The organism is Buttiauxella agrestis (assembly GCF_900446255.1).
Lineage (GTDB): Bacteria > Pseudomonadota > Gammaproteobacteria > Enterobacterales > Enterobacteriaceae > Buttiauxella > Buttiauxella agrestis.
Map to the genome: position 1 here is coordinate 4,317,287 of NZ_UIGI01000001.1, position 17,670 is coordinate 4,334,956.

Annotated in this window: 16 protein-coding genes; 11 read left to right on the forward strand and 5 right to left on the reverse strand. The window is 51.0% G+C overall.

The annotated features are described in order from the left end of the window. Positions 1-35: 35 nt before the first annotated feature. On the reverse strand, positions 36-1,367 hold the full coding sequence (locus DY231_RS20450; RefSeq protein WP_115631178.1) for an MFS transporter: 1,332 nt from the start codon (positions 1,365-1,367) through the stop codon (positions 36-38). A gap of 397 nt (positions 1,368-1,764) precedes the next feature. On the opposite strand from DY231_RS20450, the gene garD reads away from it, so the two are divergent. Then, on the forward strand, positions 1,765-3,336 hold the full coding sequence (gene garD, locus DY231_RS20455; protein ID WP_115631180.1) for a galactarate dehydratase: 1,572 nt from the start codon (positions 1,765-1,767) through the stop codon (positions 3,334-3,336). A gap of 50 nt (positions 3,337-3,386) precedes the next feature. On the opposite strand, the gene DY231_RS20460 is transcribed toward garD, so the two are convergent. Next, positions 3,387-4,316 carry a LysR family transcriptional regulator gene (locus tag DY231_RS20460; RefSeq protein WP_115631913.1) on the reverse strand — a complete coding sequence of 310 codons (930 nt, stop codon included), beginning with the start codon at positions 4,314-4,316 and terminating at the stop codon, positions 3,387-3,389. 136 nt (positions 4,317-4,452) lie between these two features. Between DY231_RS20460 and DY231_RS20465 the strand changes: the two genes are divergently transcribed. After that, positions 4,453-5,847, forward strand: a complete 1,395-nt coding sequence (locus tag DY231_RS20465; protein WP_115631182.1) for an MFS transporter — start codon at positions 4,453-4,455, stop codon at positions 5,845-5,847. A gap of 50 nt (positions 5,848-5,897) precedes the next feature. On the opposite strand, the gene DY231_RS20470 is transcribed toward DY231_RS20465, so the two are convergent. Next, complete coding sequence (locus tag DY231_RS20470) at positions 5,898-6,710, reverse strand: DeoR family transcriptional regulator (protein ID WP_115631914.1); 813 nt, start codon at positions 6,708-6,710, stop codon at positions 5,898-5,900. A 251-nt stretch (positions 6,711-6,961) separates the two neighbouring features. Here DY231_RS20470 and kbaZ point away from each other — a divergent pair, with 251 nt between their 5' ends. The 9 genes from kbaZ (at position 6,962) to DY231_RS20520 (ending at position 16,331) form a co-directional block, all read left to right on the forward strand. Beyond that, the gene (kbaZ, locus tag DY231_RS20480) at positions 6,962-8,263 is read left to right on the forward strand and encodes a tagatose-bisphosphate aldolase subunit KbaZ (RefSeq protein WP_115631915.1); all 1,302 of its coding nucleotides are present in this window, start codon (positions 6,962-6,964) and stop codon (positions 8,261-8,263) included. An 18-nt stretch (positions 8,264-8,281) separates the two neighbouring features. Continuing rightward, positions 8,282-8,755 (forward strand): PTS N-acetylgalactosamine transporter subunit IIB, encoded by a 474-nt coding sequence (agaV, locus tag DY231_RS20485; protein ID WP_034492996.1) that lies wholly within the window; start codon positions 8,282-8,284, stop codon positions 8,753-8,755. Positions 8,756-8,765: 10 nt separating this feature from the next. Next, a complete protein-coding gene (agaW, locus tag DY231_RS20490) occupies positions 8,766-9,548 on the forward strand; it encodes a PTS N-acetylgalactosamine transporter subunit IIC (protein WP_034492995.1) in 783 nt (260 codons plus the stop codon). Next, positions 9,538-10,413 (forward strand): PTS N-acetylgalactosamine transporter subunit IID, encoded by an 876-nt coding sequence (gene agaE / locus DY231_RS20495; RefSeq protein ID WP_064540468.1) that lies wholly within the window; start codon positions 9,538-9,540, stop codon positions 10,411-10,413. The genes agaW and agaE overlap by 11 nt, the downstream gene beginning before the upstream one ends. A gap of 29 nt (positions 10,414-10,442) precedes the next feature. Then, the gene (gene agaF / locus DY231_RS20500) at positions 10,443-10,877 is read left to right on the forward strand and encodes a PTS galactosamine/N-acetylgalactosamine transporter subunit IIA (RefSeq protein ID WP_115631184.1); all 435 of its coding nucleotides are present in this window, start codon (positions 10,443-10,445) and stop codon (positions 10,875-10,877) included. Further along, on the forward strand, positions 10,874-12,007 hold the full coding sequence (gene nagA, locus DY231_RS20505; protein ID WP_115631186.1) for an N-acetylglucosamine-6-phosphate deacetylase: 1,134 nt from the start codon (positions 10,874-10,876) through the stop codon (positions 12,005-12,007). Before agaF ends, nagA begins: the two co-directional genes overlap by 4 nt. A 303-nt stretch (positions 12,008-12,310) precedes the next feature. Then, on the forward strand, positions 12,311-13,465 hold the full coding sequence (locus tag DY231_RS20510) for an SIS domain-containing protein (protein WP_115631188.1): 1,155 nt from the start codon (positions 12,311-12,313) through the stop codon (positions 13,463-13,465). A 12-nt stretch (positions 13,466-13,477) separates the two neighbouring features. Beyond that, a complete protein-coding gene (kbaY, locus tag DY231_RS20515) occupies positions 13,478-14,356 on the forward strand; it encodes a tagatose-bisphosphate aldolase subunit KbaY (RefSeq protein WP_115631190.1) in 879 nt (292 codons plus the stop codon). 76 nt (positions 14,357-14,432) lie between these two features. Then, the gene (locus DY231_RS20520; protein WP_115631192.1) at positions 14,433-16,331 is read left to right on the forward strand and encodes an enterotoxin; all 1,899 of its coding nucleotides are present in this window, start codon (positions 14,433-14,435) and stop codon (positions 16,329-16,331) included. A gap of 46 nt (positions 16,332-16,377) precedes the next feature. Here the strand turns inward: DY231_RS20520 and DY231_RS20525 are convergent, their stop codons facing one another. After that, a complete protein-coding gene (locus tag DY231_RS20525) occupies positions 16,378-16,674 on the reverse strand; it encodes a hypothetical protein (protein WP_115631194.1) in 297 nt (98 codons plus the stop codon). 112 nt (positions 16,675-16,786) lie between these two features. Beyond that, positions 16,787-17,653, reverse strand: coding sequence for a 16S rRNA (cytidine(1402)-2'-O)-methyltransferase (gene rsmI / locus DY231_RS20530; RefSeq protein ID WP_034492975.1), 867 nt, complete (start codon positions 17,651-17,653; stop codon positions 16,787-16,789). Positions 17,654-17,670: the final 17 nt, after the last annotated feature.

The following is a 17,670-nucleotide window of genomic DNA, read 5'->3' on the forward strand; positions in this document are numbered from 1 at the left end:
GTTGCCCTTATTTATTCAGTTATCCGTTGAGTGAATTACTTCTGCAATTCCATACGTTTAATGTCACCCACTACGAACAGATAACAAACCATTGCCATCAGCGCCGAACAGCCAACAAAGATCAGCGCCGCATTGAAGGAGTGAAGTTCAGAAACCAGGTAGCCAATGACCAGTGGAGTCACGATAGACGCTACGTTGCCAAACACGTTGAATACCGCACCGCACAGGCCAACCATCTCTTTTGGCGCCGTATCAGCAATCACCGGCCAGCCCAACGCACCGAAACCTTTACCGAAGAAAGCGAATGCCATCAGCGTGACAACCAGTGCCGTGCTGTCGGTGTAGTTACACAAAATGATGGTGGAAGCGAGAAGCATCCCGAGCACAATCGGTATCTTACGAGCGACGGTCAGTGAGTAACCGCGTTTGATTAACGAATCAGAGAATACGCCGCCCAACACGCCACCAGCAAAACCGCACAGCGCCGGGATAGAAGCCACCATCCCCACTTTCAGAATCGACATACCTTTATCTTGCACCAGGTAAATCGGGAACCAGGTCAGGAAGAACCAGGTAATGGTGTTGATAAAGTACTGACCGAAGAACACGCCCAGCATCATGCGGTTAGTCAGCAACTGCTTGATGTAATGAAGTTTTGGCCCTTCAACGACTACACCTGGTTTTTTGTGGTCCATATCAACCACGGCGCCACCTTTCGTGATGTAGTCCAGTTCTTCTTTAGACATACGAGGGTGGTCAGTTGGGTTGTGAATAAACTTCACCCACAGGAAAGTCAGCACAAAACCGATTCCACCCATCACGGTAAAGACATGCTCCCAGCCCCATGCGAAGGTCAGCCAACCGAGCAATGGAGAGAACAGTGCCAGGGAGAAATACTGTGCGGAGTTAAAAATCGCAGAAGCGGTACCGCGTTCTTTGGTCGGGAACCAGGCCGCTACAATACGGGCGTTAGCCGGGAATGATGGCGCTTCGGAAAAGCCGAGCATAAAGCGCATAATAAACATGGAGATGCCCGCATACGCCAGCGGCACCATATCCACAAACCCTTGCATGAACGTAAACAGCGACCAGAAGAACAGACTATAGGTATACACTTTCTTCGAACCGTAGCGGTCAAGCAACCATCCGCCAGGGATTTGCATCAGCAGGTAAGCCCAGCCAAAAGCTGAGAAAATATAGCCCATTGAGATTGCACTGAGCTGTAATTCTTTTGCAACTTCAGTACCCGCAATAGAAAGAGTGGCGCGATCGGCATAGTTAATCGTCGTCACAATAAATATAATTAATAATATTAAGTAGCGGGTGTGCTTCCCTTTTTTTGCTTCCACAGCTGTATCTAAAATCATTTTCTACATCCTCTGTTGCGGGTACTTAATTCAAGGATTTTTTATTTATATAAAGCGTTATCTCACGAATATTTGTTCGGATAATACCGCTCTGGAAATTGACCTGGTGTTTGTCATTCGCAACACAGTATAGCCAGCACAGAACAAATGGACATTAGGCGTATGCACAATAGATAGCATTAAAAATATCTAATAGTTAAACTTATGCACATGTTTGTGGGGCGTATTGCACAATTTTATAGATTGCACCCCCTAAGGAATAAGGCGTCACGACATTAAGTGATCAACGTCACATTTTTATTTCTCGTGTCCTGACATTCTTTATTTAGCTTGTGAGACAATCACGATTAGAAAATTATTTAATTAACATTCAGGTTGATTCTGGAGAATAGCGACAATGTCAAATATAGAAATTAAACAACAACCCCCTGGGTCGTTTTATATAAAAGTTCATGAGACAGATAATGTCGCTATTATTGTTAATGACAATGGCCTGAAAGCGGGTACGCGTTTCCCGGATGGTTTGGAGCTTATCGAACATATCCCTCAAGGTCACAAAGCCGCTCTGGTCGATATTCCTGCCCACGGTGAAATCGTTCGTTATGGCGAAGTGATCGGCTATGCGGTACGGGATATTCCACGCGGTAGCTGGATTGACGAATCATTGGTGGAATTGCCAAAAGCCCCACCGCTACACACCCTGCCATTAGCGACCAAAGTACCTGAACCATTGCCACCGCTGGAAGGTTACACCTTTGAAGGCTATCGCAACGCAGACGGCAGCGTCGGCACCAAAAACCTGCTTGGCATCACCACCAGCGTGCATTGCGTCGCAGGCGTGGTGGATTATGTCATCAAAATTATTGAACGTGATTTACTGCCGAAATACCCGAATGTGGACGGCGTGGTCGGCCTGAATCACCTGTACGGCTGCGGTGTGGCGATCAACGCACCTGCGGCTGTCATTCCCATTCGCACCATTCATAACATCGCCCTGAACCCGAACTTTGGCGGCGAAATTATGGTGATTGGCCTCGGCTGCGAAAAGTTGCAGCCAGAGCGTCTGCTGGAAGGCACTGATGACGTTCAGTCAATTAATGTCGGCGATGCCAGTATCGTGCGCCTGCAAGACGAACACCACGTCGGCTTTAAATCGATGGTCGAAGATATTCTTAACGTCGCCGAACGCCATCTCTCTAATCTGAACAAACGCCAGCGCGAAACCTGCCCGGCTTCTGAACTGGTAGTCGGTATGCAATGCGGCGGCAGCGATGCTTTCTCCGGCGTGACCGCTAACCCGGCTGTCGGTTACGCATCAGATCTCCTGGTACGCTGCGGCGCCACGGTGATGTTCTCGGAAGTCACTGAAGTGCGCGATGCCATCCATTTATTAACGCCACGCGCCATCAACGAAGAAGTCGGTAAGCGCCTGCTCGAAGAGATGGAATGGTATGACAACTATCTGGACATGGGTAAAACCGACCGTAGCGCCAACCCCTCTCCCGGAAACAAAAAAGGCGGCCTGGCAAACGTGGTGGAAAAAGCCCTCGGCTCCATTGCTAAATCTGGCCAGAGCGCGATTGTCGAAGTGCTTTCGCCGGGTCAACGCCCGACCAAACGCGGCCTGATTTACGCCGCCACACCAGCCAGTGATTTCGTTTGTGGCACACAGCAAGTGGCTTCCGGTATTACAGTGCAAGTGTTCACTACCGGTCGTGGAACGCCATACGGCTTGCTGGCAGTTCCGGTGATTAAAATGGCCACCCGCACCGCACTGGCCAACCGTTGGTACGACTTAATGGATATCAACGCGGGCACCATCGCCACCGGTGAAGCGACCATTGAGGATGTGGGCTGGGAGTTGTTTGAATTTATTCTTGATGTGGCGAGCGGACGCAAGAAAACATTCTCGGATCAATGGGGGCTTCACAACGCATTAGCCGTTTTCAACCCGGCACCAGTGACCTGATTTGATTCACAAATGGCGGATGACGCTAACGCTTATCCGCCCTACAACCGCTATCCCGGCACTTTCTCGCGGCAAACCTTCAACACTAACTGCCGCAGCCAGCGATGCGCCGGATCTGCTTCCGAACGCGGATGCCACATCAACGACACCGTAATCTCATTGGTTTTCACCGGCAGCTCAAAAACATGAAGCCTCGCTTCCCCGGAATTGCCATATAACCCCGGCTGGTTAAGCAAGAAAGTCGCTGGCACCAAAGCCACTAAATCAGACGCCTGAGCCACTGCCAACGCAGCAGGAAAACCCGGCACCAACGCGGCAATCTTACGTTCTAAACTCAGCTCAGCCAGCAGCATATCAACCGGGCCGATTCCGCGATCGTGACGCGACACCACCACATGCCCCAACGCAGCATACCTCGCAGGGGTAATTTCACTTTCTTGCTCAAGCGGATGACCCTTTCTGACCACGCCGACAAACTTGTCGCGATATAACGCCGTAATGCGTATCTCTGGCCCCATTTCCCCGAGCACGCCGACTTCAAAATCAATCTGCCCCTCGCGTAAATACTTCGCCGTTTTCTCCGGTTTAGGCATAAAACGCAGTTGCACGAAAGGTGCAACAGTGGCGACCGCCGCAATCAGCGCGGCACCAAATATCTCGATAAATCCTGCATTGGTGCGCAGGGTGAAACTGCGCTCAAGCGTGGCAAGATTGAGCGCGGCTTTTGCCGGACGCAGAATCGCACGGGCCTCAAACACTGCGTTTTGCGTACGCGGCCGAATCTCTTCTGCGTAAGGTGTGAGCACCATATTGCCCCCGGCGCGCACCAGTAAAGGATCGCCCGTGGTATCGCGCAGGCGGCTTAACGTACGACTCATGGCCGACGCGCTGAGTCCCAAACGACGCGCAGCACCCGCCACACTTCCTTCAGCCAGAAGCACATCAAGCGCAATGAGTAAATTCAAATCGGGTTCATTCATATTCAGGATGGTCACTCGTCATTGAAAATGAGAGATGGCGTTTCATGCATCTTATAAGTGCAAATGCTGCGCCTTCCGCCATATCTAATACACCGCTATATTTCCGCTATCAACCCGTAAAATAGAGTTCCCACAAATGGCGTTATTTTCCAATCTACCCGGCGATGAGGGTTTACCCGGCTTCGAACGCGGTTTAGCGATGGCCGCCGTCATGACAATGGCGGCAATGGTGGTGTTCGACGGCTCGATGATTAACATCGCGCTGCCGCAAATCGCCCGTTCACTTAACGCCTCCGTTGGCGCGACCGTCTGGGTGGCGAACGGTTACCTGCTATCGGCGGCAATGACGCTGGCGATCTTCGCCGCACTTTCCAGCCGCCTCGGGTTCCGCTCCATTTTCACTTTTGGCCTGAGCGTTTTCACGCTCGCCTCTGTGGGTTGCGCGTTATCGACATCACTGGATATGTTAATCGCCATGCGCGTCTTACAAGGGATTGGCGGGGCTGCCACGTTAAGTATTGGCCCGGCCATTCTGCGCTCGGTTTTCCCTAACCGCCTGTTAGGGCGTGTCCTGGGTCTCAATGCCTTACTGATAGGCACCAGCACCGCTATCGCGCCCATTCTCGGGGGAACCATACTCTCAACTTTGAGCTGGCCGTGGCTGTTTGCGATTAACATCCCGCTGGGCATTATCGCGATGCTACTCGCCTTGCGTGTGGTGCCGCATAATCCGGCATTGAAGCGTGAACCGTTTGATTACGCAGGGGCCGTGCTTTCCGCCGTTGCGTTAGGCGCCCTGGTGATGGCCACCGATGCTTTTACACACCAGGGAAATAGCGACCTGATAACCGCATTGATTTACGGTGGCATCGCAATTTTCACCGGAATGGCGTTCATCTGGGTTCAGCGCCGCGCAACAAAGCCGCTGCTCCCGCTCAACATTTTTGCCTCTTCCCGATTTTCGCTGGCCGCGCTCACTTCTTTGGCGTCTTTTGTCAGCCAGGGAATAACCTTTATCGCGCTGCCCTTCCTGTTTCAGAGCGTTTACGGTTACAGCGCGCTGATTTCAGCACTGCTTTTCACACCGTGGCCCATCGGCATCATTCTGGCCGCACCCCATGCCGGGCGTCTTGCCGACCGCTATTCAGCGGCGATCATTTCCACCATCGGCTTGAGTATTTTTGCGGTTGGCCTGGCATTGCTGGCGATGCTCCCGGAACACGCTCAGGCGTGGGATATCTGCCTGCGTAGCCTGTTATGCGGCATCGGTTTTGGCTGCTTCCAAAGCCCGAACAACAGAGAAATGCTGTCCAATGCCTCACGCGAAAACAGCGGTTACGCTTCAGGCGTGCTGGCGATTATGCGCACCTTCGGCCAGTGCCTGGGTGCAGCCTTTGTTGGCGTGTTGATGTCGATTTATGCGCAGAGCAGCGCCATACATATCAGCCAGTGGCTGGCGGTAATTGCGACGGCGTTGGCTATTGCGCTGAGTGTGAGTCGGTTGCGGGGATATAAACTGTCGCAGGCGTAACTAATAATCGTACGGTGGATGAATGTGAAAATCATCCACCGCTTATACTCTTAACCTTCCCCCACCAGCACCACTTCAATCCCACCTTTACGCAGCCCCTTCAGGCTCTCTTCAGGAATACCCGCGTCGGTGATCACCATATGGATCCGCTGCGTATCAATAATTTTATGCAGGCTGGAGCGGTTAAATTTTGTGGAATCCGTGACTACAATTACGCGTTCAGCCACTTCGCACATACGGCGGTTAAGTCGCGCTTCATCTTCGTTATGCGTGCTGACACCGCGTTCAAGATCGATGGCATCAACGCCGAGGAATAGCATGTCGAAGTGATAGTTTTGCAGCGATTGATCGGCCTGATCGCCATAGAATGACAGCGACTGGCGGCGCAAATGCCCACCGGTCATCAGCAATTCCACGCCTTCTGCTTCAAGCAATGCATTCGCCACGTTCAAACCGTTGGTCATGGCGATGACTTCTTTATGGTTGCGCAGGTGGCGCGCAATTTCATAAGTCGTGGTGCCGGAGTCAAGAATAACGCGGTGGCCCGGCTTAATAAGATCCGCCGCCACGCGCGCGATGCTGCGTTTCAGAGAGGTATTCAGAGAGCTTTTATCTTCAACAGTCGGTTCAACCGCCGCCGTCCCTGAATCGCAGACCAGCGCCCCGCCGTAAGCACGCACCGCCACGCCCTGCTTTTCAAGGAAAGCCAGATCGTTACGGATCGTCACCGTCGAAACACCAAAAAATGAAGAAAGATCATTAACCTGCACACTTCCCTGCTGGCGAAGACGCTGAATGATTTGTTCGCGTCTTTCACTTGTACCTGTTACACGCTTGTCCGTTGCTGCGTCGGTATTGCTCATAATAGATCCTTTCATAAAACCTTTCGTTTCATTTCACTTTGCCTATTAACACCTTTCTTTTCGCGGAAAGCAAGCCTTTACATCGCCCGCTGCATTCACTGTCATCGTGTCAAATAGGCTTTCATTATGTTTCTTTTGCGAAACAGATCGCAATTCTATTATCTTTCGTTTTGTTTTTATCGCACGATACACCACTATTAAATGAAACAAATCGAAAGAAAAATAGTTCCCCAACTCATACGGAGAGGAAAGTGAAACATTTAACCGCGTTTGTGGCCGACCATAAACAGGACTCACGATGTGGCATTTTTGCCGTTTGTTCCGCTCACCCAATGGTTCTCGAAGCGGCAATGCGCCATGCAAGAGAAGCAAAATCTCTCTTATTGATTGAAGCGACGTCCAACCAGGTCGATCAGCATGGCGGTTACACCGGAATGACGCCGCAACACTTCCGCGAGTTTGTCGAGTCAATGGCAGACCAGTATCACTTCCCACGTGAAAACCTGATTCTGGGCGGCGATCACCTTGGCCCAAACCGCTGGCAAGGGCTGCAAGCTGAAGAAGCGATGCGCAATGCAGATGAGTTGATTCGTTGCTATGTCGCTGCGGGTTTTAAAAAGATCCATCTCGATTGCAGTATGTCCTGCGCTGACGACCCGGTGCCGTTGACCGATACTATTGTTGCGATGCGCGCCGCAAGACTGGCGAAAATTGCCGAACAAACCTGTGCTGAGAAATTCGGCGAGTCCGATTTAGTTTACGTTATCGGCACTGAAGTTCCGGTTCCCGGCGGCGCGCACGAAACGCTGGCGGAACTCGCGGTCACAACACCACAGGCTGCAAAAGCCACACTGGAAGCTCACCGCCACGCTTTTGAATTACAAGGCTTAAGCGATATCTGGCCGCGGATTATTGGACTGGTCGTTCAACCTGGCGTTGAGTTCGACCACACGCAAGTTATCGATTATCAGCCGGAGAAATCACTTTCCCTGAGCCAGATGATTGAAGCGTTCGACACTCTGGTATTTGAAGCGCACTCCACCGATTACCAGACCCCGCAGGCATTGCAGCAGCTGGTTCAGAACCACTTTGCGATTCTGAAAGTCGGCCCGGCGCTGACTTTTGCACTCCGTGAAGCGCTGTTCTCACTGGCCGCTATCGAGCATGAACTACGCCCGGCACATAAATGCTCAGGTCTTCGGGAAGTGCTGGAAAACGTTATGCTCGAACAACCTGAATACTGGAAACACCATTATCACGGCAATACCAGCGACTGCCGCCTGGCACGTGGCTACAGCTTCTCTGACCGCGTCCGCTATTACTGGCCAGATCGTGACATTGACGAAGCGTATTCAAGTCTTGTTACTAATCTGGCCGGTGAATCTATTCCTTTGCCGCTCATCAGTCAGTATCTGCCACTTCAATACGCTAAGGTCCGTGAAGGAAAAATCGCGGCCACGCCGCATGAGCTGATTATCGACCATATCCAGGACATATTGCATCAGTACCATTGTGCCTGTCTTAGCACACAACAATCCCCATTAACACAATGATAATAAGAGGAAAAAAACATGCCAAACATTGTATTAAGCCGCATTGATGAACGACTGATTCACGGCCAGGTAGGCGTTCAATGGGTCGGATTTTCCGGAGCAAACCTCGTCCTCGTGGCTAACGACGAAGTTGCCGAAGATACGGTACAGCAAAATTTGATGGAGATGGTTCTGGCGGAAGGAATTGCCGTGCGTTTCTGGTCGCTGCAAAAAGTTATCGACAATATTCATCGCGCAGCCGACCGCCAGAAGATCCTTTTGGTTTGCAAAAACCCTAATGATTTTCTGACGTTAGTAAAAGGTGATGTGCCTGTTTCGCGGATCAACGTCGGCAACATGCACTACGCAGAAGGCAAAAAACAAATCGCGAAAACCGTCTCTATAGATGACCAGGATATTGCTGCTTTTGATGGCCTACAAAAGGCCGGAGTGGAATGTTTTGTTCAGGGTGTGCCGACGGAATCCGCGCAGGATCTCTACAAACTCCTCTGAGGGATTTTCTATGGAAATTAGCTTATTACAGGCGTTAGCGTTGGGTATTCTGGCCTTTATTGCGGGTCTGGATATGTTCAACGGCCTGACTCACATGCACCGCCCGGTTGTCCTGGGGCCGCTGGTTGGCTTGATTCTTGGCGATCTTCATACCGGTATTTTATGTGGCGGTACGCTGGAACTGGTGTGGATGGGCCTCGCACCATTGGCTGGTGCGCAGCCACCTAACGTGATTATCGGCACCATTGTTGGCACCACATTTGCCATCACTACGGGTGTCAAACCTGAAGTCGCAGTCGGTGTTGCGGTGCCGTTCGCCGTGGCCGTGCAAATGGGGATTACCTTCCTGTTCTCAATTATGTCCGGCGTGATGGCGCGCTGCGATCGCATGGCGGCTAACGCCGACACCGATGGCATTGAGCGCGTGAATTACCTGGCATTACTCGCACTCGGTATCTTCTATTTCTTGTGCGCCTTCCTGCCCATTTATTTCGGCGCGGAACACGCCAAAACCGCTATCGACTTGCTACCTGCTCGCCTGATTGACGGCCTCGGTGTGGCGGGCGGCATCATGCCAGCTATCGGTTTTGCCGTGTTGCTGAAAATCATGATGAAGAATGTCTACATTCCTTATTTCATTCTCGGCTTTGTGGCTGCCGCCTGGCTGAAACTGCCAGTGCTGGCGATTGCCGCCGCCGCATTAGCCATGGCGCTGATTGATTTCTTACGCAAAGACCCGGCACCGCAGCAACCTACACACGTGAAGCAAGAGGAATTTGAAGATGGGATCTAACGAACAGACTCTGCCAGGCGTTAACGTCGCTGACACCGCCGAGGTTGATAAAAATGACAATGTCTATGAAGATCAGCGTATTGGTGCAGAACTGACTAAACAGGATATTAACCGTGTGGCATGGCGTTCCATGCTGTTACAGGCGTCGTTTAACTATGAACGTATGCAGGCATCCGGCTGGCTTTACGGTTTGTTGCCCGCGCTGAAAAAAATCCATACCAACAAAAACGACCTGGCTCGCGCCATGAAAGGTCACATGGGATTCTTCAATACTCACCCATTCCTCGTGACCTTTGTTATCGGCATTATCCTGGCGATGGAGCGCTCAAAGCAGGATGTGAACAGCATCCAGAGCACGAAAATTGCCGTCGGCGCGCCGCTGGGCGGGATTGGGGACGCCATGTTCTGGCTGACCCTGCTGCCCATTTGCGGTGGTATCGGGGCGAGCCTGGCCTTACAAGGTTCGATACTTGGCGCGGTTATCTTTATCGTACTGTTTAACGTGGTGCATCTCGGTCTGCGTTTTGGCCTAGCACATTACGCCTACCGCATGGGTGTGGCCGCCATCCCACTGATTAAAGCCAACACTCGCAAAGTCGGCCATGCCGCGTCTATTGTGGGGATGACGGTGATTGGCGCACTGGTAGCCACTTACGTTCGCCTCTCTACCACGCTTGAAATCACCGCGGGCGATGCGGTGGTAAAACTGCAAACGGATGTTATCGACAAATTGATGCCGGCATTTTTGCCACTGGTTTATACCCTGTGCATGTATGCACTGGTGCGCCGCGGTTGGAGTCCACTGCGCCTTATCGGTATCACGGTCGTTCTGGGTGTTGTCGGGAAGTTTGCCCACTTCCTGTAAATGAATCCCTGTAAGCGAGATAAAACAATATGTTAAGTATTATTCTCAGCGGTCACGGTGGCTTTGCCACCGGGCTGGAAAAAGCGATGAAGCAGATCCTCGGTGAACAGGAACAATTTATCGCCATTGATTTCCCTGAAACCTCTTCAACAGCACTCCTGACGGCACAGTTTGAAGAAGCGATCGGCGCATTAGATGAAAGCGAAGGCCTGGTTTTTTTAACCGATTTACTCGGCGGCACGCCGTTCCGCGTGGCTTCAACCATGGCGCTAGATAAGCCAGGGCGTGAAGTCATTACCGGTATAAACCTGCAACTGCTGCTGGAAATGGTGCTGGAGCGCGATGGCCTGAGCAGTAAAGAGTTTCGTCTTCAGGCACTGGAATGCGGCCATCGTGGGTTAACCAGCCTGGTCGATGAAATGGGGCGTTACCGTGAAGAGCAGGCGGTTGAGGAAGGAATATGACCACGCTGCTGCGCGCCAGGCGTGTTCTGACCGAACAAGGCTGGCTGGACGATCATCAGTTACGCATTGAAAACGAAACGATTGTCGCCATAGAGCCGATTCCTGCGGGCACTCTGGCGCGTGAGGCTGAACTGCTTTGTCCGGCTTACATCGACATTCATGTTCACGGCGGCGACGGGGTTGATGTGATGGATGATGACCCCGGCGTCCTCGAGCGGCTGGCAATCCACAAAGCGCGTGAAGGTGTGGGCGGTTGGTTGCCCACCACCGTTACCGCCCCGCTTGCGGATATAGAGCGGGCATTGCAGCGAATTGCACAGCGCTATTATCGCGGCGGGCCGGGAGCCAGTGTACTGGGCAGCTATCTTGAAGGGCCGTATTTTACACCGCAGAACAAAGGCGCTCATCCGCCAGAATTGTTCCGTGAGTTAGATATTGCCGAGCTGAACAGGTTGATAGAGGTGTCGCAAAACACCTTGCGGGTGGTTGCGCTGGCACCGGAAAAACCCGCAGCGCTGGAAACCATCAAGCATCTGAAAAGTCGTGATGTGCGCGTGATGCTTGGCCACAGTGCCGCCAGTTATGAACAAACACGAATGGCGTTTGATGCCGGAGCCGACGGGCTGGTGCATTGCTTTAATGGCATGACGGGCCTGCACCATCGTAATCCGGGCATGGTAGGAGCGGGTTTAAGCGATAAACGTGCGTGGCTGGAACTGATTGCCGATGGGCACCATGTTCACCCTGCTGTAATGAACATTTGTTGCCACTGCGCGAAATCGCAAATTGTGCTTATCACCGATGCCATGAGTGCCGCCGGAATGCCAGATGGCGACTATTCGATTTGTGGGCATCCAGTGACCATGCAAAATGGCATTGTGAGAACGGGAAGCGGCGGGCTTGCCGGAAGCACGCTCTCGCTTGATGCGGCGGTGCGCAATCTGGTCAACAGCGCTGGCGTAGCAGTTGAGGATGCCATTCACATGGCTTCGCTGCACCCTGCAAAAATGCTCGGGCTGGGTAACTCACTTGGCTCTCTGGCGGTGGGAAAACGCGCCAATATGAATGCGCTTAACCCACAGCTTTTACTGCAAAACATCTGGATTAACGGCCAGGCTGTCCTCCTGTAGTTCTTTCATTGTGCTCCGTTTTGGTCTGCTAACCACCCCGTGGCAGACCTTTCTTTTCCTTTCGATTATATTCACACATATTATTTAATTTTTATAAATAATCATTTAAATCAATTAATTAATCAAAAACACCGTCTTCAGGGATCACATTTTTCGTTTTATTGTTTTTCTTACATTGACCTTTCGTTTTCTTTTCTATAGATTTTATTTAAGCATGAAGTTGAGTAAATGAAACAAAACGAAAGATTGTCCTGTACTGCTTTGTGCTACTTCCGATGATCTTGCACTGCTAAGGACTGAGTTATGAGCGAAACCCAATCTGCCTGTCTTTCCGGCACATCAACCTGGACTGAAAAAGAGATCCGCCAACAACCGGCAAGCTGGATCCAGTCACTAAAAAATATTGGCCATCAACGTAGCAACATCGACGCGTTCCTGGCACCTTTGCTACAAAACACCTCATTAAAAATCATCCTGACGGGTGCAGGAACCTCCGCATTTATTGGCGACATTATTACGCCATGGCTTTCGCGCCACACCGGGAAAAACTTTGTTGCCGTGCCGACCACCGACCTCGTGACCAATCCGGTGGACTATTTAACCGAGCAAGAGCCGACGCTACTGGTTTCGTTTGCACGCTCAGGCAACAGCCCGGAAAGTGTAGCGGCGGTCGATTTAGTCAACCAGGTCGTGAAGGACTGCTACCACCTGATAATCACCTGTAACGAAGCCGGTAGCCTGTATCAAAACGCCGCGACCAGTGGAAATTCGCTGGCATTGTTAATGCCGCCAGAAACCCACGATCGCGGTTTCGCGATGACCAGCAGCATTACCACCATGATGGCGAGCTGCCTTGCAGTGTTTGCACCCGACGTCATCAATAGCGCCACTTTCCAGGATGTTGCCGAACGCTGCGAACAAATTATTGCCTCGCAATGTGACCTCAGCGAAAGCGTGTTTGGCGACCTTCCTTTCAAACGTGTCGTCTACCTCGGCAGCGGGGGTTTACAGGGTGTTGCGCGTGAATCCGCGCTGAAAGTTCTGGAGCTAACAGCAGGAAAATTAGCCGCGTTTTATGACTCCCCAACGGGTTTCCGCCATGGTCCAAAATCGCTGGTCAATAACGAAACGTTAGTCGTGGTCTTTGTCTCAAGCCACCCTTACACACGCCAGTACGATCTCGATTTGCTGGCTGAACTGCGTCGTGATCAACAGGCGCTATGCGTGGTGGCTATCTGCGCTTCACCGTGCCCAGAAGTCGAAGCCGAGCCACATATCTGGCTGCCCCCTTCTCGAGAGTTCATCGACGTCGAGCAGGCTTTCTGCTTCCTGATTTATGCGCAGATTTTCGCGCTGACCGAATCAATTAAAGCAGGCATTACCCCTGACACGCCATCTGCCACCGGCACGGTTAACCGTGTTGTGAAAGGTGTGATTATTCATCCGTGGAAAGGCTGAGAGGACTACAACATGAGTATTATTTCCACTAAATATCTTCTGCAAGATGCGCAGGCTCGAGGCTACGCCGTACCTGCGTTTAATATTCACAACGCCGAAACTATCCAGGCGATTCTGGAAGTCTGCAAAGAGATGCAGTCTCCGGTCATTCTTGCGGGCACGCCCGGCACCTTTAAACATATCGCGTTTGAAGAGATCTACGCGTTGTGCGAAGCCTACTCCGAAAGCTATGACATGCCACTGGCGCTGCATCTGGACCATCATGAATCGCTGGCCGATATTAGCCGCAAGGTGAATGCTGGCGTGCGCAGCGCCATGATTGACGGCAGTCACTTCCCGCTGGCAGAAAATGTACGGCTGGTGAAATCAGTGGTCGATTTTTGCCACCGTAGCGATTGCAGCGTCGAAGCCGAATTAGGCCGCCTCGGCGGCGTGGAAGACGATATGGATGTGGATGAAGAAAGCGCTTTCCTCACCGATCCGCAAGAAGCACGCCGCTTTGTCGAACTCACCGGGATCGACAGTCTGGCAGTAGCCATCGGCACCGCTCACGGGCTTTACACTAAACGGCCAAAAATTGACTTCCAGCGCCTGGGCGAAATTCGCGAAGTGGTGGATATCCCGCTGGTGCTGCACGGTGCGAGCGATGTGCCAGATGAATACGTCAGACGCGCCATTGAGCTTGGCGTGTGCAAAGTGAACGTGGCAACAGAATTAAAAATCGCCTTTGCCGCAGCGGTGAAAAAGTGGTTCAGCGATAACCCGGAAGGCAACGATCCACGCTACTACATGCGCGTTGGAATGGACGCAATGAAAGAAGTGGTACGCAGTAAAGTCACCGTTTGTGGTTCTGCTAATAAATTAATTCTCGAAACAGAAACAACGCTTTAAATCCTTTCCCTTCAGGGTATTGCCTGCGAATGCGGGTAATACCCTACGTTTGAAAATACCCTGACAGGAAACTCAGATGAATAGAATGATTAAAAGCTCGTTATTACTTTTACTGGTCAGCAATGGCGCATTGGCTTCCGAATATCTGCTCAATAACAACAATATCTCCATCTCATTTGACGATACCAATTCTGCGCTCTTAATTAAGGACAAACTTTCCCAGAGTAAACTCGCGCCTAAAGAGTTGTTCTTTTTAACGCTCCCGAACGAAGATGTTATCCACGCTGCCGATTTTAAAATCAAAAACGTCAGCCAAAAAGATGACGCTATTCATATCGATTACGACCACAAAGATTTTGCAGTTACTGTCGTTTTGAATGTTCTGAAAGGAAAATACGCCAGCATCGACTACACGATTAAAGCAAAAGGCAAAGCACAGGATGTCGCGAAAATCACGTTCTTCCCGACCAAAGGGCAATCGCAAGCACCTTATGTTGATGGCGCGATTAATAGCTCACCGATTATTGCCGACAGCTTCTTTATTCTGCCGGAAAAACCTATCGTTAATACCTACGCGTACGAAACCACAACCAATCTGAATGTCGGTCTGAAAACCCCGATTAAAACTGATGCGCCAGTGACCTACACCACCTATTTCGGCACCTTCGAGGCGACAAATCAGCTACGCCGCAGCTTTAACGAATTCATTAACGCGATGCGCCCGCGCCCGTATCAGCCGTATTTGCACTACAACAGCTGGATGGATATCGGCTTCTTTACGACGTATACCGAACAAGATGTCCTTAACCGGATGGATGCTTACGCCAATGAATTAATAAAAAAACGTGGCGTAAAACTGGACGGTTTTTTACTCGATGACGGCTGGGATGACCGCACAGGAAAATGGCTATTTGGCCCGGCGTTCAGCAATGGATTTGGCGTTGTAAAAGAAAAGGCTGACAGCTTAAATACCTCCGTCGGTTTATGGTTATCACCATGGGGAGGTTATAACAAACCGCGTGATATTCGCGTTTCTCATGCCAAAGAAAATGGATTTGAAACCGTAGACGGTAAATTTGCCCTTTCCGGACCCAATTACTTCCGCAACTTTAACGAACAGATTATTAAGCTCATTAAGAACGAACATATTACTTCGTTCAAATTAGATGGCATGGGGAATGCCAATAACTGGATTCAAGGTAGCCAGTTTGCTTCAGATTTTGATGCCTCAATTGAGCTGATTAAAAACATGCGGGCAGCGAATAAAGACCTGTTTATTAACCTGACCACCGGTACTGATGCCAGCCCTTCATGGCTATTTTATGCCGACTCTATCTGGCGCCAGGGCGATGATATCAACGTATATGGCAAAGGATCGCCGGTTCAACAATGGATGACCTACCGCGATGCTGAAACTTACCGCTCTATTGTGCGTAAAGGCCCGCTCTTCCCAATCAACTCGCTGATGTATCACGGTATTGTGAGTGCAGAAAATGCCTATTTCGGGCTTGAAAAAGTACAAACGGACAGTGATTTTGCCGACCAGGTCTGGAGCTACTTTGCTACCGGAACTCAGCTACAAGAGCTGTATATCACGCCATCCATGCTCAACAGCACAAAATGGGACACGCTGGCTGACGCTGCGAAATGGTCGCGAGCAAATAGTGCCGTGTTAGTTGATACCCACTGGATTGGCGGCGACCCAACAGCGCTGGAAGTGTATGGCTGGGCATCGTGGAGCAAAGATAAGGCTATCATTGGTTTACGTAATCCTTCAGATAAAGAACAAAGCTACTATCTCGATTTGACGAAAAGCTTTGAAATCCCTGATGGCGAAGCGACACAATTCACACTTAAACCTGTCTATGGCGCAAATACCACTCTGCCTGGAGACTACAACAAACCGGTTATTGTGACGCTGAAACCGCTGGAAACACTGGTGGTAGAAGCCACGCCAGTGGCAGGGAAGAAATAGCGTTTATTCACTGTGCTTAAAACAAAAAACCCGCGAAAGCGGGTTTTCATACATTTTGTGAAACAGCCTCAGATTCCCAGTAGCGTTTAACGGCCAGAATGGACTCTCTGTGCTCAGCACTTTTGCATGGAATCAAATCCAGTTTTGCTGCCACGAGATGACGAAGCTCACCTCTTTCTTCCAACGAAGGTTCAGCATAAACAATAGCCGCAGCTGTTTTATCCTTTCGCAATACAATCCATGCTGGCACGCCGAGAATATCGGTAGTCCCAGACACATCAAATGCACGTTCCAGAGCGGAAGGGCTATAGCTGATAGGGTATCCCTGATACAACACCGGCATAATTTGCTCATCCTGAACAGACTAAAGTATGAGCAAACTACCATCGCTTATTAAAACCATACGAATAATAGTGATACCTGTAATCACAGAGTGTGAGGCTACTCGAAAATCTCTACTTCTCGCTGTTTTCTAACGCATATTTGTACAGCGCATTTTTCTTAACGCCGTGGATTTCAGCCGCCAGCGCAGCCGCTTTCTTCAGTGGCAACTCAGTTTGCAGCAGTGCCAGAGTGCGCAACGCATCGGCCGGAAGCGCGTCATCGGCAGGTGCTTTGAAGCCTTCAACAATCAGCACCATCTCACCTTTACGGCGGTTTTCGTCTTCTTTCACCCACGCCGCCAATTCGCCAATCGGCGCACCATGGATTGATTCCCAGGTTTTCGTCAGCTCGCGCGCCAGCACTACATAACGCGATTCCCCCAGCACAGCGCATATATCGTCTAAACTATCGAGCAGGCGATGCGTAGACTCGTAGAAGATAAGCGTGCGGGGTTCTTGCTCAATCGCTTTAAGCGCGTCGCGGCGGCCTTTGGATTTTGCAGGCAAAAAGCCTTCGTAGCAGAAACGGTCTGAAGGCAAACCGGCCGCGCTTAATGCAGCAATCGCGGCGCATGGGCCCGGCAACGGCACCACGCGGATACCCGCTTCACGGCAAGTACGCACTAAATGGTAGCCAGGATCGTTAATTAACGGCGTTCCTGCATCAGAAACTAACGCGATGCTCTGCCCTTCTTGCAGCTTAGCCAGCAAAGTTTCGGATTTTTGCTGCTCGTTATGATCGTGCAATGCGAACATCCGCGCATTAATCGCAAAATGTTGCAGCAGCAAACCGGTATGGCGAGTATCTTCGGCAGCAATCAGGTCAACGCTTTGCAACACGGATAACGCCCGCTGTGTGATATCGCCGAGGTTACCGATGGGTGTCGGAACGATGTAGAGCGTGCTGGCAGAAATAGCCGCCGTTTCGAGTTGTTTCATTGTTTCATCCGTATTGC